General features: G+C 46.8%; 20 protein-coding genes. 6 read left to right on the top strand and 14 right to left on the bottom strand.

What is annotated here, in order from left to right; all coding sequences use genetic code 11:
• Nucleotides 1-44: 44 nt before the first annotated feature.
• Both WFI24_RS16010 and WFI24_RS16015 read left to right on the top strand, forming a co-directional pair.
• A complete protein-coding gene (locus WFI24_RS16010) occupies nt 45-842 on the top strand; it encodes a flagellar motor protein (RefSeq protein WP_336762319.1) in 798 nt (265 codons plus the stop codon).
• Nucleotides 826-1,668, top strand: coding sequence for a flagellar motor protein MotB (locus WFI24_RS16015; protein ID WP_336762322.1), 843 nt, complete (start codon nt 826-828; stop codon nt 1,666-1,668). Before WFI24_RS16010 ends, WFI24_RS16015 begins: the two co-directional genes overlap by 17 nt.
• 127 nt (nt 1,669-1,795) lie before the next feature.
• On the opposite strand, the gene WFI24_RS16020 is transcribed toward WFI24_RS16015, so the two are convergent.
• The 6 genes from WFI24_RS16020 to WFI24_RS16045 form a co-directional block, all read right to left on the bottom strand.
• Nucleotides 1,796-2,458 (bottom strand): DUF1266 domain-containing protein, encoded by a 663-nt coding sequence (locus WFI24_RS16020; protein WP_336762324.1) that lies wholly within the window; start codon nt 2,456-2,458, stop codon nt 1,796-1,798.
• A gap of 37 nt (nt 2,459-2,495) precedes the next feature.
• Nucleotides 2,496-5,372: a tetratricopeptide repeat protein gene (locus tag WFI24_RS16025; RefSeq protein WP_336762325.1), complete on the bottom strand. Its 2,877-nt coding sequence runs from the start codon at nt 5,370-5,372 to the stop codon at nt 2,496-2,498.
• A gap of 9 nt (nt 5,373-5,381) precedes the next feature.
• Nucleotides 5,382-7,085: a molecular chaperone HscC gene (locus tag WFI24_RS16030; RefSeq protein ID WP_336762326.1), complete on the bottom strand. Its 1,704-nt coding sequence runs from the start codon at nt 7,083-7,085 to the stop codon at nt 5,382-5,384.
• Nucleotides 7,086-7,370: 285 nt separating this feature from the next.
• On the bottom strand, nt 7,371-8,549 hold the full coding sequence (locus tag WFI24_RS16035; protein ID WP_336762328.1) for an ABC transporter permease: 1,179 nt from the start codon (nt 8,547-8,549) through the stop codon (nt 7,371-7,373).
• The gene (locus tag WFI24_RS16040) at nt 8,542-9,738 is read right to left on the bottom strand and encodes an ABC transporter permease (protein WP_336762330.1); all 1,197 of its coding nucleotides are present in this window, start codon (nt 9,736-9,738) and stop codon (nt 8,542-8,544) included. The genes WFI24_RS16035 and WFI24_RS16040 overlap by 8 nt, the downstream gene beginning before the upstream one ends.
• 12 nt (nt 9,739-9,750) lie before the next feature.
• Nucleotides 9,751-10,686, bottom strand: a complete 936-nt coding sequence (locus WFI24_RS16045) for an ABC transporter ATP-binding protein (RefSeq protein ID WP_336762331.1) — start codon at nt 10,684-10,686, stop codon at nt 9,751-9,753.
• A gap of 210 nt (nt 10,687-10,896) precedes the next feature.
• Here WFI24_RS16045 and WFI24_RS16050 point away from each other — a divergent pair, with 210 nt between their 5' ends.
• Nucleotides 10,897-12,108: a sensor histidine kinase gene (locus WFI24_RS16050; RefSeq protein ID WP_336762333.1), complete on the top strand. Its 1,212-nt coding sequence runs from the start codon at nt 10,897-10,899 to the stop codon at nt 12,106-12,108.
• Nucleotides 12,109-12,128: 20 nt separating this feature from the next.
• A complete protein-coding gene (locus WFI24_RS16055) occupies nt 12,129-12,818 on the top strand; it encodes a response regulator transcription factor (protein ID WP_336762335.1) in 690 nt (229 codons plus the stop codon).
• An 88-nt stretch (nt 12,819-12,906) separates the two neighbouring features.
• Here the strand turns inward: WFI24_RS16055 and WFI24_RS16060 are convergent, their stop codons facing one another.
• The 5 genes from WFI24_RS16060 to ftsE form a co-directional block, all read right to left on the bottom strand.
• Complete coding sequence (locus WFI24_RS16060; RefSeq protein WP_336762337.1) at nt 12,907-14,235, bottom strand: PDZ domain-containing protein; 1,329 nt, start codon at nt 14,233-14,235, stop codon at nt 12,907-12,909.
• Between the two features lie 64 nt (nt 14,236-14,299).
• On the bottom strand, nt 14,300-15,772 hold the full coding sequence (locus WFI24_RS16065; protein WP_336762339.1) for a S41 family peptidase: 1,473 nt from the start codon (nt 15,770-15,772) through the stop codon (nt 14,300-14,302).
• Between the two features lie 136 nt (nt 15,773-15,908).
• Nucleotides 15,909-17,189, bottom strand: a complete 1,281-nt coding sequence (locus WFI24_RS16070; protein ID WP_145324318.1) for a murein hydrolase activator EnvC family protein — start codon at nt 17,187-17,189, stop codon at nt 15,909-15,911.
• Between the two features lie 187 nt (nt 17,190-17,376).
• Entirely contained in the window at nt 17,377-18,294 is a 918-nt protein-coding gene (ftsX, locus tag WFI24_RS16075) for a permease-like cell division protein FtsX (protein WP_336762342.1), read from the bottom strand.
• Nucleotides 18,284-18,970, bottom strand: a complete 687-nt coding sequence (gene ftsE / locus WFI24_RS16080) for a cell division ATP-binding protein FtsE (protein WP_076209894.1) — start codon at nt 18,968-18,970, stop codon at nt 18,284-18,286. Before ftsE ends, ftsX begins: the two co-directional genes overlap by 11 nt.
• 253 nt (nt 18,971-19,223) lie before the next feature.
• Here ftsE and WFI24_RS16085 point away from each other — a divergent pair, with 253 nt between their 5' ends.
• Nucleotides 19,224-20,657 (top strand): VanW family protein, encoded by a 1,434-nt coding sequence (locus tag WFI24_RS16085; protein WP_336762345.1) that lies wholly within the window; start codon nt 19,224-19,226, stop codon nt 20,655-20,657.
• A 181-nt stretch (nt 20,658-20,838) separates the two neighbouring features.
• Here the strand turns inward: WFI24_RS16085 and WFI24_RS16090 are convergent, their stop codons facing one another.
• The 3 genes from WFI24_RS16090 to WFI24_RS16100 all read right to left on the bottom strand — a co-directional run bounded on the left by WFI24_RS16090 (nt 20,839) and on the right by WFI24_RS16100 (nt 23,602).
• Nucleotides 20,839-22,392: an MDR family MFS transporter gene (locus tag WFI24_RS16090; RefSeq protein WP_336762347.1), complete on the bottom strand. Its 1,554-nt coding sequence runs from the start codon at nt 22,390-22,392 to the stop codon at nt 20,839-20,841.
• A 72-nt stretch (nt 22,393-22,464) separates the two neighbouring features.
• Nucleotides 22,465-22,851, bottom strand: coding sequence for a hypothetical protein (locus tag WFI24_RS16095; RefSeq protein ID WP_336762348.1), 387 nt, complete (start codon nt 22,849-22,851; stop codon nt 22,465-22,467).
• A gap of 127 nt (nt 22,852-22,978) precedes the next feature.
• A complete protein-coding gene (locus WFI24_RS16100) occupies nt 22,979-23,602 on the bottom strand; it encodes a YhbD family protein (protein WP_336762350.1) in 624 nt (207 codons plus the stop codon).
• Between the two features lie 199 nt (nt 23,603-23,801).
• Between WFI24_RS16100 and WFI24_RS16105 the strand changes: the two genes are divergently transcribed.
• Nucleotides 23,802-24,581 carry an alpha/beta hydrolase gene (locus tag WFI24_RS16105; protein WP_336762352.1) on the top strand — a complete coding sequence of 260 codons (780 nt, stop codon included), beginning with the start codon at nt 23,802-23,804 and terminating at the stop codon, nt 24,579-24,581.
• Nucleotides 24,582-24,632 lie beyond the last annotated feature (51 nt).

The raw sequence follows: 24,632 nt of genomic DNA on the forward strand, positions 1-24,632 counted from the left end.
TTTAGTGATGCAAACGTGAAATGAAGATAGGAGTGGATTAATTTATGGATATTGCGACACTTATCGGTATTATTGCCGGAATTGCCGCAGTCATCGGCGGTTTCTTGTGGGAAGGCGGTCAACCGTCCGGCCTCATGCAAGAAACGGCTGCTTTAATTGTGTTTGGTGGAACGATTGCTGCTGTGGTTGCCAGTTTCCCAGCGCACCGCCTGCGCACGATCCCGGCTGCCTTGCGTATGGCTTTTGGACGTAACAATAATGAATCCGGTATATGGGTTGAAGAGTTGGTCGAGATGTCTTCGATCGCACGCCGATCAGGTGTTCTTGCATTGGAACGCAAAGTTATGGATCATCCGCATCCATTTTTGCAAGACGGGATTCAGTTGGTTGTCGATGGTACGGATCAGGATGTGGTTCGCCAGATCCTGGAGATGGAGATCGATTCTATTGAACAAAAAAATGAGGGCTACGCCAAAATATTCGAATCTGCTGGGGGTTACGCCCCAACCATGGGCATCATCGGAACCGTGATGGGACTCATTCAGGTCCTTGGCAGTTTGACCGATCCAACCGGACTCGGACCTGCCATTGCTGTTGCTTTTACCGCAACCCTGTATGGGGTCGCCAGTGCCAACCTTATCTTTTTGCCCATTGCCTCCAAGATCAAATCCAGAGGTGCTGATGAAGTGCAGACCATGGAAATGCTTCTCGAAGGTGTACTTGCCATTCAGAACGGTGAGAATCCCCAGCTTGTACGCAAAAGACTGGAGTCCTTCACGCTCACGCATCGTCAGCATATACGCCCCTTAGCAAAGGAGGGATTGGATGAGTCGGCGCAGTAAACGGCGCGGAAAACGTGAAACTATCGATCATCGGGATCGCTGGATGATTACTTATGCCGATCTCATTACCCTGCTTTTGATCTTTTTTGTCATCATGTATGCCATGAGCAATCTGGATTCCGGTAAATATGACGTCGTTACTCAATCGTTACAGAATACATTCAACGCATCCGACTCTATACTTGAGCTTGGTGAGGGACTCGGTGAGAAGCCCGGACAGACGATTACAGAGAATCCACCATCCGGGGTGCAGGGTGAAGATCCTTCAAAAGGTGAAGGAACCCCTACCGATTCCGGGACAGCAACACCAGAAGATGAAAACAAGCCGCTCACAGAACGGGAAGAACAGTTCAGATCACAAGAGCAGGAATTGCAAAATCTGTTCAATGTGATTACCCAATATATCGAGGATAATAAACTGGAAAACCAGATTTTTGTTGCGGACAAGCCACAGGGCCTCTCCATTACCCTCAGTGACCGCTTCCTGTTTGATCAGGGGCAAGCTGCCCTCAAAGGGGATGCCGCACCCACACTGACCAAGCTGGCGAGTCTGTTTCGGGATCTGAATACCGTTGTCAGTATTGAAGGACATACGGACAATATTCCGGTCGGTGCCAACTCCACGTACAAAGACAACTGGGAACTTTCTGGTGAACGTGCACTGTCGGTATTGCGATTTTTTCTGGATACAGAAAATCTCAACCCTGACGGGTTCCAGTATGCCGGATATGCAGATACTCGCCCAACGGGTGACAACACCTCTTCAGCTGGAAGACAAAAGAACCGTAGAGTAGAAATTACTGTCTTGCGTCAATTACAGCCTTAGTATCTAGTTCGAACTGACTCGAATATTGCCTCCTAATTTAACACCAAAAAGCACGATCAGTTCATCATAACGAACGAGATCGTGCTTTTGTTTTGTTGTTCAAGAGGTTGCCTAGAAGAATGGTGATCTATAGCAAATCAAGATTCCAATCGACCTTATTATAGATGCTGCTGTAATCGATAATTAAACGACGTACAACGTTCAAATGTCTCTGGACTGTTTCCTCTTCGGATTTTCCCATCCATAATAACTTACCTGCGATAAAAGCAACGGTGTATTCCTTCCAAGAATTATATGCAGACTGAGCTTTCAGAGCGATTTTCAAAACAAGCTCATCAGACTCAGTTTCGGTTATAATACCAACATGGGCACACTTTCTGCATAAATCCGCATAACATCCCCAATCCCATGCGGCAATTCCTTCAGAGGGTAGCTTGTACATATAGGTTCTGACGATCAAATACTCGTGGTAATTCGCGTTTTTGGGATTCAGCGATTGGATAAACGCCCACTGTTCTTCATCACGCAATGGATCCAAAAAGGCCTTCATCTCTCCATATAAATAACTGCGTTGCCCACTCTTGATTCGATCGAGCCATAACATTAACGTGGCTCTATCATGAATGTCCCAATCTTCCATCAACCCGTTAAGTAGGCTTTTCCGACTTTCTTCGTCTGTCCCAAACTCATAGTCATTGTGAACACTTAAGTCATCTAGCTCATAAATGATTGCGCTCATTCCCCGAAACCAACGATCCCTGTCAGTCAACGATTGTACAACTTGGCCCAATAATTCCGTCTCCCTACCTCTCAATTTCAATGCCTCCTTATTCAAAATGCAGACTGATAGGCTCTTGGGGTACAAGATGCTGGAGTGAAACCATAGAAGGCCATTGTTCATAAGCCCTTTTTCGTCTCCCAAAGATATTACGGAATGACATCTTTCTAAGGACTACATGTGCTCCCATACCTTCAAGACGTCGCAAATAATCTGGATGTTTCGGTTGTTCCTGAATCGCCTTATTGGCATATATTAGCGCCCGCTCCATATTCCCCATATCATAATAAACCATGCTCAAATAGCTGCATGCTTCACCCTCAAGCCGTCCACGATAAGCCTTATCGAGCTCAAGCAGCGCTTGATCCAGATTACCCGTTCGATAAGCGACAATACCTGAATACAACCAAAAGCGAGGATCTATATTATCCGCTGGCTCGTCATCTAAGTAGCCTTTAACAAAAGAACGATACCGCTCCCAAGCTTGGGTCTCCACCAAATAACGCGCTACAAACAATAATAACCACGGATTAAGTAACTCCATATCAATCAATTTTTTGGCCATTACATTTAATTTGGCATCCTTCTCCTGAAACTCTAACTCCATAGTGCAAACAATGGTCATCCTCGCAAGCTCCTCCTCTCCGGGGAACTCCTCAAAACCATTTTTGTATACACTCATTGCCTGTTGAATAGATCCTTGCTCGCGGAAAATATCACCTTCAAGCAAGGGCCCTTTTGAATCATCGGGCTTTTCCCTGCGAAATTGGTGGATATATTCGAGCGCCTTGCTCGTTTTACCCAATCTTGCATATGCGATGGATAAGTAATAAGGGATTTCCAGAAGATCCTCTTCCGATTGATCATAATTTCGTGATGCTTCGAATGCCTGAATAGCTTCTTCATAACGTCCCAGTTTTAGAAGAGTAATGCTCTTTAATATCCAATCAAAAGGATAATCACCGTCACTGAGGTCCACATGTTCATAGTCAAGCAACGCTTCTTTATAAAACTCCTTATTATAATAAATATGAGCTCTTAGAGAACGATATTTATACATATCAGGGTCCAGTTCAACAGCTTTATCCGAGTATTGAATACACAACTCATTCTGCGCCTGAAGATGGCAAGCATAGGCAAGTGAATGCCAGGCTTCTGCATTGGTTTGGTTTAGCCGAATCGCTTTTTCGAGATCAGGTATGGCCTTAGCACTGTTCTCCATCTGGATATACAGTTTCCCTCGTTCGAAACATATCTCGAATTCACTATTCCCTGCTTCATTGACTGAATTTTCTGCAAGAAGAAGTAGGATCGCCATCGCTTCCTGATTTCTCTCTCTACGAATACATGCCTGTGCCCACAATACATAGAGGGTTTCGTTCAACTCATTCAAAATGTGAAGTTCGCTTATGTATTGGATAACTTGCTCGTCGCCGTAAAAATCCATATATTCCAGTGCAACCCGATGTTGGATTGTCTCCCGGACTCTTCTGTCTTCCTCAATCTCTGCTGCTTTATTCATCACTTCAGTAAGAGTTAGTCTGGATTCGATCAAAGTAATCTGTGTTTCCATATCATGAGGATAAAGAGAAACAAGCTTTTCCAGAATATGAATGGCTTCTTCTTCATTACTTTGACATTTATAGTACCGCACTAGCCCATTCAAGGCATCAGGGTGATCAGGATTGAGTTCCAGCACTCTATTGTACAAATGAAAGGCCTGTTCCAAATGTCCTCCAGCTTCAAGTAATCTGGCACTGTGGAGCCAGCCATCAATGGTTTCCGGCTCACACTCCGTAAGCCTTTCGAATAGCATGTGAGCACCCTTTTCATCCCGATTCCACAATCTGAATTTCCCAGCCAACCGGAGTAAATCGGAGTCGTCCCCGTATATCTCCATAGCCACATCGATATGAGCTCCTGCCTCAACCATACTTCCTTGTACCATCATTTGAAGCGCCTTATCCCGGATACGGATAAAACTTTCATAGTCCACATTCCGGTCGAAATCAAATAAGTCATAACGAAGTTCATGGATCCGTTCCAGCACAGTGACAGGATATCGTGCCGTTTCTTCAGGCAATAAACCTATCAACTTGTCCTGCTGCTCAGACCATGAAAAAAAATCATCCAACTGCGTCCAGATCACCTTGGGTAGGAACGGACGTTGAACGAGCATCTGAAGCAACTCCACCCCAATTTGAAATTTCACATCCAGCCGCCATAACTCTTCTGACTGTGTCCATACCTCCCACACCGCGGGGGTCGTACGTAATTTGATATCTTCCATAATACCCCGAGCTTGGGCCAGAACCAAAACCTCTTCGCTTATCTTCTTATATTCAGCATCCTCAACGATTGCTTCGATCAAAGGTTGATGATCAGATTGAAAAGTCGACTCGTTCGGTACCTGGTCCATAAAATTAGCATGGGAAGGACTAATCCAGCGATAAACGTTGGAATACGCGAGGGAATGGCCCTGCGATGACTCAGGTGCGTTCATTTGATAATCAATATCGTCAACATTCAGGCCGGAAGGCGCTATCCAGCGGTATGATTCGGAATAGGATAGAATTTCGCCCTCTACCGAGTTTGGAACTTCCTCCGTTTGCTCCATTAAAATTACAGGGTCAATCCAATGGTATGTTTCAGAATGAGGAGACAGGTCAACTGTTCCTCCTGTCCCTTCAGCGTTGATTTGTTCGCCTCTTATCTCTGTATCAGTTTGCTCGTCAACTCTGTGCCATTCAATCCAGTAGTCAGTATCTCCAGCAACCTGCAACGCTTCTTCATATGCTGCTCGCAGTCGTTGAAAGCCCTCTGGATCATCCTCCGGGTGCGTCTGACGTAGTTGCTGAGCATAGGCCTTCCTGATCATTTTTTTATCTTGCGTAGGTTCAATTAACAGTATTCTCCAAATATTCATATGCATTTCTCACCATAACCGGTGACTATTTTCAATTTGGTCCAACGTCTTTTTCAATTTTTCTGCTTCCTTCTTAATTTCACGATGGTCTTGCTGTTTTAACTTCTCTTCAAACTTCAACATGGCATTTAATATCACTGAACGGTGCTCGGCCAAAGTTTCTTCATACAAACGTTCTCCACGCGCCAAGAGATGCCGGTTCTCCATGCGTTCACGAGGATGCACTTTGATAGACTCCAACTCTTTGAACCGTTGGGCAATCTCTTCTTGGGACAGACCGCTTTCTTTCTCTTCTATGATAGCCACTTTCTTCTCACCCGTGTCCACTGAAGACACCTCCACTTCCAATATGCCGTTAATATCGTAGGTAAAGCGAACATCTATAGCCTGTTCGCCCTCCAGTGCAGATGGCACATTAATAGTCAGTTCACCAAGTTTAATATTGTTTTCAACTAGGCGACTTTCCCCTTGATAAACATCAACAGAAATTTCAGTTTGATGGTCCCTTGACGTGTAATAACGTTCAACCCTGCTTACCGGAACAATCGTATTCCGTTCAATGATTGGGTCAAAAATACCTGATTCATATCGGCCGTTGCCTAAGGATTTTAACACCGAAGTCCCCAACGTATATGGACATACATCCGTCAGAATAACCTCCTCCACGTCAGCATGGCGAGCTTTCATAGCAGCTTGAATTCCCACGCCAATAGCGATGGCTTCATCCGGATGCAAGTAATTTGCTGGTAGTCTGCTAAACAGTTTGCCCGTAAACGAATAGATTACAGGCATGCGCGTTGCTCCTCCGACAAGAATGACGGCATCCAATTCATTGAGTTGCACGACGGCATCACGCAGCGCACGTTCCACGGGCTTTTGCAACCTAGCAAGTAGCGGTTTTGCTAACTGTTCAAATTGTGCACGCTCAATGCTCATCTCTTTCACGCCATCTTCAAGTGTCAAGGTCATCATTCCTTCACGCCCTTCACTTAATGCCTGCTTGCATAATTCTGCTTGCTTCCAAAGCGCCATCTGTACCTTACGTGACAGATCATTCTGCTGAATTTGGTGATGATTCAAAAACAAGCTAGCAATCAGGCCGGTAAAATCCTCCCCTCCTAGAAAGTTATCACCGGCTACCGATTTCACTTCCATAATTCCGTCAAACAATTCCAAGATCGATACATCGAAGGTTCCTCCTCCAAGGTCAAAAATGAGGAATTTTGTCTCTGGTTTCTGCTGATGCAGGCCATACGCAATGGCTGCAGCCGTGGGTTCGCTAAGCAGTCGATCCACTTTAATTCCCGCCAGTTGTCCAGCACGTTTGGTGGACTTGCGCTGAATATCATTAAAATACGCCGGGACGCTAATGACGGCTTCCGTTACTTCAACACCTAAATAGGCTTCGGCATCAGCTTTCAAAGATTTCAAAACAAAAGCTGATAACTCTTCAGGCAAAAAACGATATGTACCCAAACTAAATGTTTTGCTTGTTCCCATGTACCTTTTAAATACGGATGCTGTCTTTCCTGGATGCGTGATCAAGCGCTCTTTGGCGACCTCACCTACTAATATTTCTCCGTTATCGTCCATACTCACCACCGAAGGTGTCAATCGATTCCCGAGAGCATTCGGGATAATAACGGATTCACCATTGACCCAGCAAGATACCAAACTATTCGTTGTCCCAAGATCTATACCAATAATTGTCATAAAGCTTTTACCTTCTTTCTGTTTAACATCTACACTTGCATAGAAGAACCTTCATGCCTTGTTATGCGCTGGATACAACTTATCAGACGTAAATCTTAACCTGTCTAGTTCAGTCCTATCCGATCAATCTATCATAGATCGCTAGCCAGAGGACATAGGTATAACTTCATAAATTCACCTAATAGCGTATACGCTTAATCCCCCTTTGCCTACTAAGCCCCTAATATTAAACAAAAAACCGAATGCACAATTGTGCATTCGGTTTTTTCAAAATTTAGCATTACCTTATGCATCTACCCCTGGCTGACTTGGACGCAGAATCGCAGAACCAACCGTCAACAAAATGATAGCCATACCAAACAAAATCAATAGCGGCAGGGTAATATCCGATAACGTACCGCCAGCGGAGATCGTTTCCACTGCCTGAATGGCCCATTTCTGCGGAACAACATTAGCGAGCTTCTGCATATAGTCCGGCATGAAACTGATCGGCCAAAAACAACCACCTATCATACATGTTGGCATAATGATAAGTGAATTTAACATATTCGCATTTTTGGAGTTCCGGATCAATCCTGCAACCGTACTTGCGATTCCCATGGAGACCAGCATGAATGCCGACAATATCATGAAATGAATTCCAAAAGGAATACCGGCATCATAATGCAGCAGCCATCTGCTGACTCCCAAAACCATCACAATCTGAATCATACCAATGACAAAGCTGCCCAGGAAATTGCCAAGCGCAATCTCATATGCGTGTACGGGTGCCGTAAATACTCTGGCCATCGTGCGTTTCCTGCGATCTTCCATAATCACAGCTACTGCACTGGTCAGCAGACCCATCATAAACATAATTGTAAATCCAGTCACATTGTTCAGGCCTGGCTTGGGATAGATCTGCAGATCGGTAACTTCACCAGCAACCTGTTGCTTGCCTATCTCCTGTAATAGCTGTTCTAACGGCTTCTGTGTGCTCTCCAGTACGTCCATCTCACTTGAGACTCGGCCTGCCGCCACCGTAACAGCTGAAGCAGATTGTTGCAGGCCGCTCGTCAAACCTTCAACTGCTGCTCGCAGTGTATAAGAACCTTCGCTTATACGCAGTTCCACCAGTTGAATTTCGGTTGCCTTACCTTGTAACAGATCCTCCGTATAATTTGCCGGAATGATGATGCCAGAACTTCCTTTTTGCTGAGCGATAGCTTCCTTCACTTCTGCTTCGTTGTTCATTGGCTTGAGCAAATATTCCTCTTTGCCAGTAAGTTCATGAATCATCCATGTCCCTGCCACCCCTGCATCTTCATTGACGTAGGGAATGACCGTGCGTGTACTCTGCTCACTTCCAAAAAGAGCTACCGCACCTGTAACCACCAGGCAAGGCAGAAGTAGAAACGTAATGAAGCCCATTTTACGGCCAAGTGTACGTTTGATCATCAACCAGGCTATGTGCAGACTATTCATATCGATATCCTGCCTTTCTATAGATCAATCCTGAGATAGCCAGTAAAACAGCGCATACCACGCCTAGCATCAGTATGTTATATACTATCTCTCCTACAGGTGCATCCAGCATCATTCTCAGAAAACTTTGGAGCGCCCAGTGATTAACTGTAAATTCGCTAAGACGTTGCACCAAATCAACCGGAATGGGCCTGAACCCACCACTGATGAATGTCATGACAATAATGATGCCTTGTAAGGTTGCACCGGCCGATGCCGTGCTTTTGCATACCAGGGATACAATAATGCCGAGGGTCATAGATGCCAAAGTGATGAGAACACAAGTTAGCACAATATACCCAGGATACGTTCCCCAATCTACACCGTAGAACCAATATGTCATAAGGATGATCGTCGTTGCCTGTAAAAAAGCGAGCAGACTATTGCCGGCAATTTTCCCGGCAAAGATCACTCCGTTACCTATCGGCGCAGCCTGAAGGCGGATCAGCGTTCGGTTATCCCGCTCTCCAAAAAGGCTGGTACTTGTTGTCATACCCGAATACAACATGAACATCGCCAGCATGGAAGCTGCATAGTATTGGGAGGCGCTGTAGGACGTACCTGTCTTTCCGGGATTAATGACAGTAATGGAAGTCGAGCTCGCTCCATTAGACTCCAAGCCAGAGGTCATGGCAGCAGTCACTTCCGGGCCTAACACTTTGCTAATCGCCATCTGTCGATTCCATTCATCCGTAAACCGTGTGAACAAGGTTTCGCCCAAGGTATTGAGCGTGCTGTCCTTTCCACGTATCCATTGCAACCTGGCCTCTTTCCCCATCATCACGTTCTGCTCAAAATCTGAAGGAATCATTACGGCAAAGTCGAGCTTGCCAGTACGCAGCGAATGGACAGCCTCTTCTTCTGTCGTAAAGTTCTGTACCTTAACCATCTCAGCTACCGCTGGAGCTTTTACAAATGAATCCAGCGCTTGACTAACCGTATCTGATCCTCCGCCTGATTCCGAATTCATATGGATTATCCCTACGCGTACTGAATCCGGAATGACATCTTCCGCCGTACCCATCGTACTGGAAAGGGCCGTACCCAATATAAAAATCAGTAACAACGGCAGGATGAACAGGTTCAATACCACAGATCGAATCTTAAGAATACGTCTTAACTCAAAGATGCAAATATGCCATATATTCATCTCTTGCTCCCCCTAGTCCCGAAGCGTACGCCCGGTCAGATTGAGGAACAATGTTTCCAGATCAGGCTCTTCAACCTTGAGTGACTGAATGGTTATTTCATGTTTGCTGCAAATAAAGAGCAGATCCTGTAGATCCTGCTGTGCCGAAGGCAGCGTAATGATCAGTGTATTATCTGAAACGTCTACCATTCGCACGCGAGGGTGAAGTTTCAGTTCTTCCACGACGTCGGGACCGATACCGGAAGTGGAGAGCACTACTTTTCCCTCCGATGCTACCCGTTCTCTCAGTTCTGCTTCAGTGCCACAGGCAATGATTCGCCCCTGATCCATAATTGCAACCCGGTGACTAATCGCAGCCACTTCCTCCATGTAATGACTTGTATATATGATCGTTGAACCCATCTTGTTAAGTGTGCGTACCGATTCAAGGATATGATTCCGAGATTGCGGATCAATGCCCACTGTCGGTTCATCCATAATAATTAGATCCGGGCGATGTGTAATCGCACATGCGATGTTTAACCTGCGTTTCATACCGCCAGAGAATGTCGAGGGGGCATCCTTTGCTTTATCTTGTAACCCTACAAATTCAAGGGACTCCTGCACTCTTTCCTTAAGCAATTTTCCACGCAGTCCATACAGTCGGGCAAAAAAGGTCACATTCTCCGCAGCAGACATGGTTTCGTATAAAGCCAGATCCTGTGGAACCAGTCCGATCTTGCGCTTCACTTCAAGCGGTCTCTCTTTGACCGATATACCATCTAATCTGATTTCACCCTGATCCATATTCAGGAGACCGGCGATCATGCTGATGGTGGTACTTTTCCCTGCTCCATTGGGACCGAGCAATCCAAAAATTTCGCCTTTGCCAACACTAAGATTCAAATGATCCACGGACAGCCTGCTGCCGTATCGTTTCACGACATGATCCACTTCAAGTATGCCCATCTCTTTTACGCCCCTTTTCCGTTTCGGCCTTCGCCGCTGGATTTCATAATTTTATTGTAACGGATCGCCGTCTATGGCGAAGGTACGAAAAGTCATGAATCGAAGGTGACTTAAGTCATCTGCTGATTCGAATGCTGCTTATGGTATAATCAAGGGCGCATTACCGAGAGATTTCTATTCCACTTTTTATATAAAGGATGTCACTTACATATGCCGATGCGGTTTCTGCAATACGGATTAATTATCGTTCCAGCAGTGCTGTACCTGTTGATGCTGCCCTTGGAAAATGAAGCCGTCTACACCCTGTATGTCATCATCGCGCTTGGACTCTCCGTGTGGAAAGATTTCAACCGTTCAAGTACACAGCAGTGGCTGTTGCTTCTGGCCGAAATACTCTGGAACTGCTGGCTGATTGCTTGCTATGGACCATTTATGGTATTCCTCTCTCTATCCGTGCTCTACGTGTATATGTACAGACTGGAGGGGAGTCCGCGGTGGTTGATGTTTGGAAGTCAGCTTGTGGCAAGCAATGTGGCATTGCATTGGCATTATTCTGACGCACAAGCATTGCAGCCAGGGTTAACCACACTGTATACAAACGCCGCTACTCTATTCTCCGCAGAGACAACAGCAATGGTTCTTGGCAACCTGCTTTTGCTCATCATAGCGGCTCTGTCCTGGCAGGGATCAAGAACGGCGAGCAGCCGCGGACAACTGGAACAAGTCTACGATGAGCTTCGCAGCAAACATTACGAGCTACAAGAAGCGCGTGCGCAGCTGCTACTATTCGCAAAGCAACTTGAAGGAGCGGCTCAGGCGGAGGAACGCACCCGTATCTCAAGTCAACTCCATGACGATATCGGGCATCGACTGATTCGCACCAAAATGATGTCGGAAGCCGCTCTGCTGACCCTCCCCCGAAATAGGGAACAAGGAACGGAAATGGTGAGACAGATTCGCGATCAATTGGCCGACAGTATGGATGATATGCGCAGCACCCTGCACAAACTGCAACCGGATTCCTATGTTTCTACTACCTACGCACTGGATCGTCTCCTTGAAGAAGTGGGCAGAGACACCGGCGTGAAGACAAATTATGAAGTTCATGGCCCATCTCATGTGCTGTATCCCAGCATACAGATTGTTTTGTACAAAAATGCCAAAGAAGCCCTGACCAATGCCCTGCGACATGGAAATGCTTCTTCGATCACTGTGGAGTTGGTATTCGGGGATCAGGAAGTGTGTATGAGTGTAAGTAATGATGGCAAAATCAATCCCCATTCTTCCAAGCGAAATGGCATAGGACAGGAAGGTATGCTTCTGCGCACACAAATGGTGGGAGGAGCTCTGGAGATTCAATCGGCTTATCCATATACGGTGATTACACGCATTCCTATAACCAACCAAATGCATATACTCTGAAAAAGGAAGTGAATGTTCTCATGCCCGAACAGAATGATGTGAACGTAAAGAATGATTCAGCCCAGCCCCCACTTATTCGGCTGATTCTCGCTGACGATGACTACTTCATTCGCGAGAGCCTTAAAGTTCTGCTCGGACTGGGCTCCGGCATTAGCGTTACAGGCACAGCCTCAAATGGACAGGAAGCGTTGGCATTGCTTGAGGCAGGTACGCCTGCGGACGTGGTCTTAATGGATATCCGGATGCCGGAATGTGACGGAGTCGAAGGTACACTTCGCATCAAGGCACGTTTTCCTGAAATCCAGGTGCTGATGCTGACTACGTTTGACGACGATGAGTATATTATTCAGGCATTGCAGAATGGCGCAAGTGGTTATCTACTCAAAAATGTGCCCCCTGAGCGCATCATTCAAGGAATCAAGACCGTACATAACGGTGATATGTTAATTCATCCAGATATTGCTCGCAAGCTCACAGGCCTTCTTCGTCCTTCTCCAACTTCCCAGACACATCGTCCAATCGAACCCTATGGACTGACACGTATGGAGCTGGCGGTTGCCGAGGCCATATCGGAAGGACTATCCAATAAAGAAATTGCAGCCAAACTGTTCCTCAGTGAAGGTACGGTCAAAAACTATGTCACGGATATTCTCGGTAAGCTGAGCTTGCGTGATCGGACCCAAATCGCCATTTTTATGTTAAGAAAATAACAAAAAGGTATTTCCCTTGCCTGCGACGGCGCTCGGAAATACCTTTTTCATTGTTTGATTTATGCAACAACTTCTCACGTATGCTTAGTTACATCTCTATGGACCCTTTATCACTGGCCACAGGGGCTGGCGGTAAAGCCAATGGAGCTTCGTCCCTTTGTGGTTTTTTCAGACGGGCAAACAACTTGAGATTAATGACATGGAACAGCGTCAGTGGACGTAAACGAATCGCCCAGACCTCGTGATTGTCCGGTGCCATAATGACCCCAAGCTGATGATGCTCCCCTTCATAGATCGCTCGTTGCATGAACTTGCTTTCTCCTTGGTGATTTCGCACCTCAAGTTTGCAAAAAGCCGGGTTCATCCGCAGAACACGATGCAACTCTTCCGGCGAATGAACCAACTTACCATTCACCTTGTACAACGTCTCTCCGGCTTCAATCCCCAAATCTGCAGCAGGACTCTCCGGAATAACAGCCAATACTTTCAACCCGTGCTGCGGATGAACAAATACCGGACTGCGATTTTGCTCTTCGAACGCGCTGTACCACACCAGAAATTCATGTCCAACAAATGCAATCAGTGCTGCAACCACCATGAGTGGAGACCACCATGCGGCAAGCAAACTGAACACGAGCAAGGTTGTCCCATATAGCATCAATCGTTTTGACGAGATCTGCACCTTCTGGCCTGGAAGCATACTCTGCGTTACCTCACCAAATCCGAGCATGATCGGCAGCGCAACCAGCATGTAACTATGTCCTGCATTCATAAGCGGATTCCATGCCAGCTCTGCGCCACCTCCTGTGACTGGAACAAGAATCAGTAGAGGAATAGCCCAGAATTGTTGTAATTGATATCCGCCAACCAGTTTCCCGCGTTTTCCCTCGAAGAGAAGCGGTGATGCCATCGATACCCCCTGCATGCGTACCAACAGGGCTTCACCCATATGTAGAAGGGCCGCCAGAACAAGCAGTGCAGGCATATCCAGGGTACGTAGCGTTTCCGTTATACTACCCAGCCAACCCGATGGTTGCCAGCCTGAAGCCAGATTCAAACCAAATTGCAGCACACCCAGTAACCCGGCCGCATAAGCAAAACACAGATACCGGATGCGGAACAAAGATAGAACTAACGTTGCAGCCCATATGCATATGAGACTTCCCAGTGTAAGATGTGCACCGAGAAATAGGGACACGATCGAGACAATGGTACCGATGAGTATGCCTCCGAGTACCGCACGAATCGTCTGTGTGATCGAGCTTTGCAAACGGACATGAAACAATTTACGCTCCTGCAGTAACTGACGATGATAGATCAGCGCAATCAGGATCACCGCAATATAATAAAACGGCTGAATAAACAACTGCAACAAAGCTTCCCCTAATGTAGTTAACCACGGCCATACCCATTCCATTGCGGCCCTTCACCCCTCTCCTTCAGCCGGTTCAGAAAAAAAGAAGGCTGAAAATCAGCCTTCTTTATGGCTTCGACACTGCGGACGAAATATCCTTTGAGACATTTTCGATCGCGCGTTTCAGCTGTGCATCATATTGAGGATTGGCAATACGTTCAATCAGAGCCGCTTCCAGTGATTCAGCGGTTTTCTCATCAATCTGGCCTGTAGCCTGAATGCCTTTTTGCTTCTGGAATGCCTTGACCGCTTCTTCTGTCTTCTGGTCGTAGTATCCGTCCACACGATCCGGTTTGAAATCGAGTCCTCTCAGCATCGTCTGCGCACTTTTCACATCCGTGCTATTGCTGTCATATTTAAGTGGTAACTTCTCTTTGTTAATCGGTGCCACCGAGAAGTAATCCGGTTGGTCTACCGCAATATCCGGTTTGATTCCTTTTTCATGAATCCAGTCCCCGTTCGGTGTGAGCCACTTGGCAATGGTAATTTTCAGCAAGCTGCCGTCACCCATTTGCTTGTCATAACTCGTCTGCACGGTTCCTTTACCAAAGGAGTTTTCACCGATCAACTTAGCGCCTGCTGACTGTTGTAATGCTCCGGCCAAAATCTCCGACGCACTCGCGCTACCTTTGTTCATCAGGACTGTGATTGGATAAGCTTTGGCTGATCCATTCGATTTACTTTGTTCCTTTTTGCCGTTCTTGTCTTCAACTTGCACAATAACCTTGCCTTTAGGAACGAACTGTTCAGCAATATCAATGACAACTTGCAATACACCGCCTGGGTCATTACGTACATCGATGACCAGACCTTTCATGTTCTGCTTCTCAAGCTTCGCCAATTCTTCCTTGAAGCGATCGCCTGTATTGAGAGAGAATTGGGTAATGGCAATAACGCCTATTCCACCGTCCTCCATGTGCGCATATACGGTCTCCAGATCAATGTCATCCCGTACAATAACAAATTCAATCAGTTCTGAAGATCCAGCACGTTTAACTTGTACCTTCGCTTCACTGCCCTTTGGACCTCTGATTTTGTTAACCGCCTTGTTCAGTTCCAAACCTTGCAGGGATTCTCCGTTCACAGACATAATCATGTCTTTCGCACGGATACCCGCTTTCTCGGCAGGTGACCCTTTGATCGGGGAAACCACAACGACGTTTCCATCCTGTGACGATACCTCTGCACCAATACCGGTAAATGAACCTTCGATCGACTCTTCAAACTGGGTAGCCGTTTCCTGCCCCATATAGTTGGAGTACGGATCACCAAGGGATTCCATCATGCCGTTGATCGCACCGTCAATCAATTTGGTCTGATCCACGTCTTTATAATAGTTGCTTGAGATCAAATCCATCGCGGTTTCAATCTTCTTCAAATCGCTCTTCTGCTGCGTATTGCCGGTTACACTGGCCAGCAAACCTTCGCCCGGTGTGGTCTGGCTCGCTATTCCCGGATAAGTCATCAATACCAGGGTTAGCAAACTACCGCCAAGGAGACCCACAATGACAAGCAGTAGCGCCGATCTTTTCTTCATCATCCGTTTGTCACCGCCTTTCGTTTTGAAGCGTGTCAGATTCCATTGTTGCCGGAATCCATTCCCTAAACATGCCAGCTTAGTATATGTCTAGCTTGTACGGAATATGTTTTTTCCATTCGGTCTGGGGACAAGGAATTTACAGATAATTCATTGGATTCACTGCTGTACCATTGTCTCGTACTTCAAAGTGCAAGTGAGGTCCTGTAGAGTTCCCTGTGTTTCCTGACTCAGCAATGGTATCACCCTTGCTCACGGTGTCCCCTTTGCTGACTTTAAATCCACCTTCGCGCAAGTGACCATATAACGTCCATAACCCGCCGCCATGGTCCACAATAACCGTATAGCCATAGCCGCTATACCATTCAGCCATAATTACAATTCCGCCAGAAGCAGCATAAACTGAGCTTCCCGTTGGAACAGCGAAATCAACACCAGCATGCATCTTACCCACTACACCCGTAATTGGATGGGTACGGGGACCGAATGGAGAAGAAATGCGTCCGCCAGATACCGGTCTTGAGAAAATACCATTACCTGATGAATACGTGACCTCACTGCTGCTATCCGAGCTGACTCTGGTTGGCGTCTTCGCTGCAGCTTTCGCCCGAGCAGCGGCTGCGGCTTTTGCTTTGGCTGCGGCGGCTGCCTGTTGTTCACGCAATTTATTTTTCTCTTGAAGAAGTGCTGAACGTTTGCTGGCAATCTGCATCAATACATCTTCCTGCTCTTGTGTCAGCTCTTCTGACTCTTCAATTTTAGCATCATATGAAGCGAGAAGCACTTGCTTTTCCGCTTCTTTTTCATTCAATTGGGACTTGCGCTGTTTCTTCTGTGCATACAGACTCTTGGCTTCTGCATATTGCACATCCAGTTCTGCCTTTTTGTCCACAACCAGTTGCTTGTCCGCTTTATGTTCATCCAGCAGATGCTGATCCTGATCCACGATCGTTTTGAGTGAATCCGCACGAGTCAGAAAGTCAGTGAAGCTGGTGGAGGACAACAATACATCCAGATACGATACAGCACCGTCCGTATACATCAAACGCACACGTGACTCCAAAAGTTTCTCCCTTGCAACAATACGTTCTTCTGCCGCTTGAAGGTCTTTCTTGGTTGTACGGAGATCTTCCTCCGTGTTCTCGATCTGCAAGGATACGCTGGCCAGTTCATCACTAACGACATTGATCTGTTCCATGACAACCTTCAGATAAGCATTGGTTTTGTTCTTGTAATGCTGAGCTTCCTTTTTGTTGGAAGCGGCTTTTTTCTGCTCCTGCTTGGCAGTAGCTGCCTTGTTCTCCAGTTGCTGAATCTGCTGGTCAATATCGCTGATGCTACTCTTGGCATATCCGTCAGAAGGTTGAAGCGTCATACCGGCCAATAACGTTAAGGCCAGCAGCGAAGCGGTTTTTTTCAAAATGATGATCCCCCATCCTATGATTTCACAAGAAAGCAACCTGCACAGGTGGTGAACAGCATGTTCTTTGCTTTCTTCAATCTTAAAAGACTCCGTCTTTCCTACATATCGTCAAACAGCGTCCATGAATGAACCTGCTTTACCATTCTTTTCGACATATTCTGCAATTCGATCGATGAAAACAAGATTAAACGTTGAGTGATTTCCGAATGGACAGTGTACTTCCCAAAATACCTACCAGCACACCGAGTCCGATCAACAGTGTTCCAAACAGCAACCAGATTTCGCCGAGCGGAATCAAGTTAAGCATCTGCATGAATACATCCTGACCAATCGTGGCCATCAACTGGCTGTATCCAACGAACAGCACCCCAACCGTAATGACCGAGCCAATAAATCCAATGAGTGCACCTTCAATAAAGAAAGGCCAACGAATAAAGGTGTTGGTTGCGCCAACCAGCTTCATAATGCCAATCTCCCGGCGACGAGCCAGAATCGTTACGCGAATCGTATTCGAGATCAGGAACATGGACATCAGACCCAGTCCCCCGACAAAAATAAATCCGATATTACGCACTAGTTTCGTAAATTTGAACAATACTTCCACCGTTTCCTTGCCGTAGTTCACTTTCATGATCGGCTTCTCCGGGTGTTTTTCGTTCAAGGCTTCGATTTTTTGCGCCACAAAAGTCACGGTTTCCGGCTCAATGACCTCTACTTCAATGGTCTCCGGCAGTGGATTGTTATCCACATCGAAACCGCTAAGCACGTTATCTGCACTCTCTCCAAGACGTTCACGGAACTCCTTAAGCCCTTCTTCCTTGGAAACAAAACGGATCTCACTTACTTCTGGCATCGCGCTGATTTCTTGCTCCAGTGTGGTACGCAGGTTCTCGTCCACATTCAGTTCGAGGAACGTACTGATCTCCACCTGGCTATCAACCTGGTTCGCCATGGAATTTACATTCAGCACCAGCAACATGAACACGCCAAGAATCAGCAGCGACACAATAATGGACATGATGGAGGCTACAGACATCCAGCCGTTGCGGAATACGTTTTTGAATCCCTCCCGCAGATGGCGCAAGAGAGTACTAAAATTCATAACCATATTCCCCTCTCATCTGATCCCGTACAATCTGTCCACGTTCAATCGCTATTACCCGTTTACGCATCGTATTCACGATATCTTTGTTGTGGGTCGCCATAACAATGGTTGTCCCCCGGAAATTAATCTCATCCAGCAGTTGCATAATGCCCCATGACGTCTCCGGATCGAGGTTCCCTGTAGGCTCATCCGCGATAATAACCGACGGGTTATTGACGATAGCCCGTGCAATGGCAATACGCTGCTGTTCTCCACCAGAGAGCTGTGAAGGTTCACGACCCGCCTTGCTGCGCAGTCCCACCAGATCAAGCACTTCCATCACTCGTTTCTTGATATGACGCTTCGGCGCTTCAATAACTTCCATCGCAAATGCTACATTCTCAAATGCTGTCATCCGTGGCAGCAGACGAAAATCCTGAAACACAACGCCGATGTTACGACGAACATAAGGAATCTTTCTTGGCTTCAACTTACCAATATTAAATCCGTTAATGGATATTTGTCCTTTGGTCGGAACTTCTTCTCTGTACATCAATTTCATAAATGTCGATTTGCCTGCGCCGGACGGACCGACGATATAGACAAATTCATTGCGGTCGATCTTCACCGACACCCCTTGTAATGCGTGGGTCCCATTGGCGTAGGTCTTCCACACGTCCTGCATTTCTATCACATCATCACTTCCTGCTCACATAGTTAGCCATTATCATTTCGACACAATCCCGGCATTTCCTTTAAAAAGACCTGAATTTCATCAGAAAAAATCCACGTCGTCCCTGTTTTGATGGTGAAGCATGGATTCATATGAAGTTTATTGTAACAAATTTGTTACCTATTGAGTACCCGAAAGTTTTCCTGCATTGGATCATATATATAGAAAGTGTTACAAAATCGGGGACAACTGAAGTATAAAGGAGCGTACGGTTATGAAAAAAATACATCTGACGGTCATTGTTCTATTCTCCATCCTCTTGATCGGCTCCGCGTCCTATGGATTGTTGTTTATGTACGTGAATCAGCCTGCCCTGCCCAAAGACGTCCATGTTGGGGGCTGGGCGGTAGAAGGGAAGAATCGTAAGGAAGTTTTGCATGCAATCGATGAACGGATCCAAAAGCTGGAGGACTGGCCTGTCACCCTTGAAGTGACTGAACCTGACCCCAAGACCATGACGCATACCGCAGCCCAGGTGGGAGTAAGCTACAACGTTAACAGCTTTGAGTCCGCAATACAGCAGCTTGAGGAAGGTAACCTGTGGGAACGCGCTTATGCACGTTATCATTTTCCGAAAGAGTTCTCACTGGATATGACCCACCACTTAGAACCACTCCAAGAACATCTCAGCCCTGCCTGGGAAAAAGAAACCTTCGGTACACCTGCGAACGCCGTTCGCCGCATTACCGCAAGTGACCAAGTCCAGTATATCCCGGAAAAGGGTGTCCGCCGGATTGATTGGGATACGCTCACAAGTCTCATTCAGACGAAGCTGCACCGGGATTTCAGTATACTGAACCCGGATGAGAAACCCGTCCCGCTGATAATCCAGGTACCACTGTATACGCTGAAACCTGAAGTAACCCTTGACTCGCTGCGCCAGGAAGGCATTGACCGGAAGATCATCCAGTTCTCCACGGGCCTTGGCAATAGCAGTGAAGGCCGGATACATAATGTTAGCGCAGCCGCGGAAGCGATTAACGGCATGATTTTGCCTCCGGATGCCGTGTTCGATTATGAGAAGGTCGTCCGTAAAGCTGAAAAGGATTATGGGTTTCGTGAGGCCCCAGTCATTGTGAACGGAAGACTGACCCCCGGGATTGGGGGTGGAATCTGCCAGGTATCCAGTACGGTGTATAACGCAGCACTGTTGACGGGTCTCGATATTATCGAGCGTCGCAATCACTCCCTGCCCGTCAAATACTTGCCGAAAGGATTGGATGCCACCTTTGCCTCGGGAGCCATCAACTTTCGCTTCAAAAACAATACAGGCAAGTCCTTGCTGATCCATGCCGAAGTCATAAACGGGAGTTTGGTCGTGAAATTTTTTGGGACATTCCCGGAAAACGTCAGCTATGCCCTTGAATCTCGTACCATTGAAACATTAAGTGTTCCTGTAAAGTACGTGTCCAGCACGGTATTGCCTGATGGTGCCCAGCAGGTGCTGCAAGACGGACAGCCTGGTTATATTGTCGAGACGGTAAGAACCAAGAGTGTAGACGGCAAAGTCGTCGAATCCAAAACGATCACACGGGATACGTACAAAGCTCAGAATCGTCTGATTGCCCGCTCTGGTCATAGCAGCCTGCCTGATCCACAAGGGCCTTCTGTGGTCGAGGACGGGGTTAGCGATACGAAACAGCCTTAGGCTCAATCCATAATTCAGGCATTCAAGGATCAGCTGATCCTACGAAAACAAAAAGACACACTTCACGTCCCTTTTGAGGATACGCCAGAAGTGTGTCTTTCCATGTTTTAAGATAGGTTTTCGAGTTGTAATAAACTACGATTAGCCGCTATACGTAACTTACCGTTTACTGCATAAAGGCTTAGTGACCGCCCGTGTATTCCCCTTGCTCTTCGCCTACGACCATCTTTTCTTTCCCCATGAAGAAGGAAGCGACCAACGCAAGTGCAGCTGGAATCACAGCCCAGGCGAATAACTGCACGATGGAAGAAGACAGAGCATGTGTGATGGTGTCAAGCACCTGAGGCGGAATCGCCTGTCTGAGTTCTGGTGACAGCAATGCATGTGGATCGGTCAGATTCACTCCCTGAGGCATACCACCCGCTGAGGCACCGCCTGCTTCTCCAGCTGAACCAGCGAGGGCATCGTTCATTTTACGCGTAAACACCTGGCTCTGTACGATACCAAAGATCGTAATGCCCATCGTCATACCGAGGGACCGCAAAAAGTTAAGTGTGGAGCTTGCTGCTCCGCGTCTTTGCGGTTCAAACGCATTCATGGCTGCATTGCTAAGTACGGAGAACGATGCACCGACACCTAGACCAACCATCACCATGTAGATACGTATCGTCCAAAGGGAAGAATTCTCATCCAGTGTAGTCAACAATCCAAGTCCAATGACTAGCAAAGCCAACGTAGGAATCATAATATTGCGATACTTGATTTTGGTCATCAACACCCCGCCCAAGGACGCCGTCAGAACGGACCCCAGCATCATGGGCAAAAGTACGAGACCGGAGTTGGTCGCTTTACCACCAAGTACTCCCTGTATGAAGATCGGAATGTACACGGATGCTGTAATGAACGCCGCACCACTGAACATACCAATGACGTTACTGGACCAGTAGACCCTGTTGCGGAACATGCCGAAGGAGATGATCGGTTCCTTGGCTCTCGTTTCTGCAAACAGGAAAAGCAGCGCTAGTGCTACGAATCCGGCAAAAAAGCCAAGAATCTGCCAGGAACCCCAGGCAAATGTTTTGCCGCCCAGTTCCAGACCGAAGATCAGGCAGACAACAGCACCGATCAGCGTTACCGCACCCAGCCAGTCGATCTGTTGGGATTGATGCTGATGGGATTCTTTATAGAAGAACGCAATAAAAACAAAAGCAATCAAGCCAAGTGGCAGGTTGATATAAAATACCCATTCCCATGTCGCATACTGGGTAATGTAAGCACCGAGCAGGGGTCCAAATACGCTGGACAGGCCGAAAACCGCTCCAAACAATCCACCCAATTTGCCGCGTGATTCTGGTGCAACAACATCGAACATAATCGTAAATGCAATCGGCACCAGGGCACCTGCACCAATACCTTGAATCGCTCTGTACATCGTCAATTCCACAATAGACGTCGCCGTTCCGCACAGTGCCGAGCCAAGCATAAACACAATAATACCAAATACAAAAAACTTCTTCCGGCCATACATATCTGATAGCTTACCGAAGATCGGCATTCCGGCCATCTCAGCCACCATGTACGCGGAGGTAACCCAGACGAACTTGTCGAGCCCACCCAGTTTCCCGACAATATCCCCCATAGCTGTTGCCACGATGGTATTATCCATCGAGGCCATTAGTATGCTGAGCAGTAACCCTGCCAGCACCAATCCAATACTGTTTTTACGTGCAACCATTGTACTCAATCTCTCCATTCACGCTCTATTCATATGACTGCATTAGTATATCCGAAAGGAAGTCTGCGTTAATCAGTCCAAAGACCGATTGCTTTGCGCTAAAACTTCCGATTGCGGATGAACTTGCAGAGATGAACGGTATTCCACTGTACCAATTCGGCAGCCTGGACCGATTTTTATTTGATCTCCACGGACAATCTCGGCCTCCGTATTCTCTAATTCAATATCATCACCTTTGATAATCTGTGCCTTAAGAATCGATTTACTCCCCGTAAACAAGTCATTCATCCGGCCACTCTTCACAGAGATGATGGAACCGCCCATTTCCTTGACCTCGGATGGCCCCATGATTTTGAGTGTCATGTGTTCAGCGCTGAGCATTCCCGCTATCGTCAATTGCCCGTTCAGCTTGATACTTTCCGCCTGACAATCGCCTGACAGATAAAGCTCACCGACCACCTTCATTTGCTCAGCTTTGGCATGCCATCAATAGATACACGGTGAAACTCCCCGCCTGCCGTTTGACTTATGCCCGCTACGTTCAGATCATTTCGCTTAATTCGCTCTACCATAGAAGACTCTCTCCTTATCCCAATTTGAGTTTTAATTCTTCCATAAATGTTCCCATGGGCTGCCTAAGAACCACCTTTACACCGTTGTCAAAATAAAACTCCGTTCCTGCTGTCACCAGCATGAATGATGGGACACCCATCTTACGGGTAAGCACCAGTTCGCTGGGTTTGCCTGTGAAACGATAATAATGTTCAGACATCACATCGATCAGCAACGCACCCTCTTGCCGTGTAATGTCCCCACTCATTAACAGCTTATCAAGGACGTAAAGCATCATGATCTGCTCCAAAGCATACAGCGGTTCTTCCCGACCTGCTTCTTGCAACAGATCCAGTGAGATTTGTGAAACAATGTTTCGCTCTAATAGTTGTGAAGCAGACATCTCCACTTCGCCCAATGTAGGTGAGAACACGTCTGCCAGCTCATCCAGTGATAATCCGTCTTTCATATTGAGAATCTTGTCAATGCGCAGTAAAATCTGTTGTTTGGGAAAAAAGGTCTCTTGTCCGGTGTAGGAAGACTTCCGAATGAACCATTCTTCCGGAATGAGATTTTTCCGCTTCCAGCGGTATAACTGGCCGTATGAGATTCCTGTCAGGTCCAACAATTCTTTCTTGGAGATCAAATCATCCGTCATATATGGTCCCCCTTTTTATTGAAACAAGTGTAACATAACATTGTTACGCTATAAACTGATCTTGTTATTGCAATGGGAGAGTAATGCGTATAACCTGTTACATATAAACATTTTGGAGGCTTATGCATCCGATTTCCATCCCATCGTCTCATGTCAGAACAGGTGGTTAATGAACTTATGAAAGGGGTTTCTTACACTTATGGCACTTATTAAATGTGATTTTTACTCGGATACGCTCGGACTGAGCACCAGCATGCATGTCATTCTGCCGCAACAAACCCACAATCAGATCGGCATGGAGAATGTGACCGGCAAAGGACTGCACCCAACCCTGTACCTGTTGCACGGTCTGTCTGATGATGATTCCATCTGGCTGCGCCGGACTTCCATCGAACGTTATGTGGCCAACCTCGGGATCGCTGTTGTTATGCCACAGGTACATCGTAGCTTCTATACAGATATGGTAGAAGGCGGACGTTACTGGAGCTTTATCAGTGAAGAACTGCCCGCACTTGCTCGTTCTTTCTTCCCGCTGTCAGATCGACGGGAGGACAATTTCGTTGCCGGATTATCCATGGGTGGCTATGGGGCGTTCAAGCTGGCCCTTCGTAAACCAGATCAATATGCTGCAGCTGCCAGTTTGTCTGGAGCACTCGATATGTCTGCACATATGGATAGAAACGCATCCTCAGCATTGCAACAGACGGAGTTACAACGGATTTTCGGACCGCAAGTGGCTGGCACTGAGAATGATCTGATTCATCTGTTAAAAGAAAGCCAAGGCCAGCGGCCTCTACTCTACCAATGTTGCGGAACGGAAGATTTCCTGTATGAGGATAATCAAACCTTCAGGCATGCCTGTGAACAAACGAACTTCGAATTGACATACGAGGAAGGGCCTGGTGAACATGAGTGGGGCTACTGGGATGCCAAGATTCAGGATGTATTGAAATGGTTGCCTTTGCCCAAGCGCGATTAGTGGAGCATTCGGAGCTACTGAGGATACAGAAGGCTGGTACTCCGATGACAG

Origin of the sequence: Paenibacillus sp. USHLN196 (assembly GCF_037144955.1) — a bacterium.
GTDB lineage: Bacteria > Bacillota > Bacilli > Paenibacillales > Paenibacillaceae > Paenibacillus > Paenibacillus xylanexedens_C.

Coding starts and splice junctions, on each gene's coding strand:
- WFI24_RS16010 (WP_336762319.1), top strand. CDS start 45: ATGGATATTGCGACACTTATCGGTATTATTGCCGGAATTGCCGCAGTC.
- WFI24_RS16015 (WP_336762322.1), top strand. CDS start 826: ATGAGTCGGCGCAGTAAACGGCGCGGAAAACGTGAAACTATCGATCAT.
- WFI24_RS16025 (WP_336762325.1), bottom strand. CDS start 5,372: ATGAATATTTGGAGAATACTGTTAATTGAACCTACGCAAGATAAAAAA.
- WFI24_RS16030 (WP_336762326.1), bottom strand. CDS start 7,085: ATGACAATTATTGGTATAGATCTTGGGACAACGAATAGTTTGGTATCT.
- WFI24_RS16035 (WP_336762328.1), bottom strand. CDS start 8,549: ATGAATAGTCTGCACATAGCCTGGTTGATGATCAAACGTACACTTGGC.
- WFI24_RS16040 (WP_336762330.1), bottom strand. CDS start 9,738: ATGAATATATGGCATATTTGCATCTTTGAGTTAAGACGTATTCTTAAG.
- WFI24_RS16045 (WP_336762331.1), bottom strand. CDS start 10,686: ATGGGCATACTTGAAGTGGATCATGTCGTGAAACGATACGGCAGCAGG.
- WFI24_RS16050 (WP_336762333.1), top strand. CDS start 10,897: ATGCCGATGCGGTTTCTGCAATACGGATTAATTATCGTTCCAGCAGTG.
- WFI24_RS16055 (WP_336762335.1), top strand. CDS start 12,129: ATGCCCGAACAGAATGATGTGAACGTAAAGAATGATTCAGCCCAGCCC.
- WFI24_RS16060 (WP_336762337.1), bottom strand. CDS start 14,235: ATGGAATGGGTATGGCCGTGGTTAACTACATTAGGGGAAGCTTTGTTG.
- WFI24_RS16065 (WP_336762339.1), bottom strand. CDS start 15,772: ATGATGAAGAAAAGATCGGCGCTACTGCTTGTCATTGTGGGTCTCCTT.
- ftsX (WP_336762342.1), bottom strand. CDS start 18,294: ATGAATTTTAGTACTCTCTTGCGCCATCTGCGGGAGGGATTCAAAAAC.
- WFI24_RS16085 (WP_336762345.1), top strand. CDS start 19,224: ATGAAAAAAATACATCTGACGGTCATTGTTCTATTCTCCATCCTCTTG.
- WFI24_RS16090 (WP_336762347.1), bottom strand. CDS start 22,392: ATGGTTGCACGTAAAAACAGTATTGGATTGGTGCTGGCAGGGTTACTG.
- WFI24_RS16100 (WP_336762350.1), bottom strand. CDS start 23,602: ATGACGGATGATTTGATCTCCAAGAAAGAATTGTTGGACCTGACAGGA.
- WFI24_RS16105 (WP_336762352.1), top strand. CDS start 23,802: ATGGCACTTATTAAATGTGATTTTTACTCGGATACGCTCGGACTGAGC.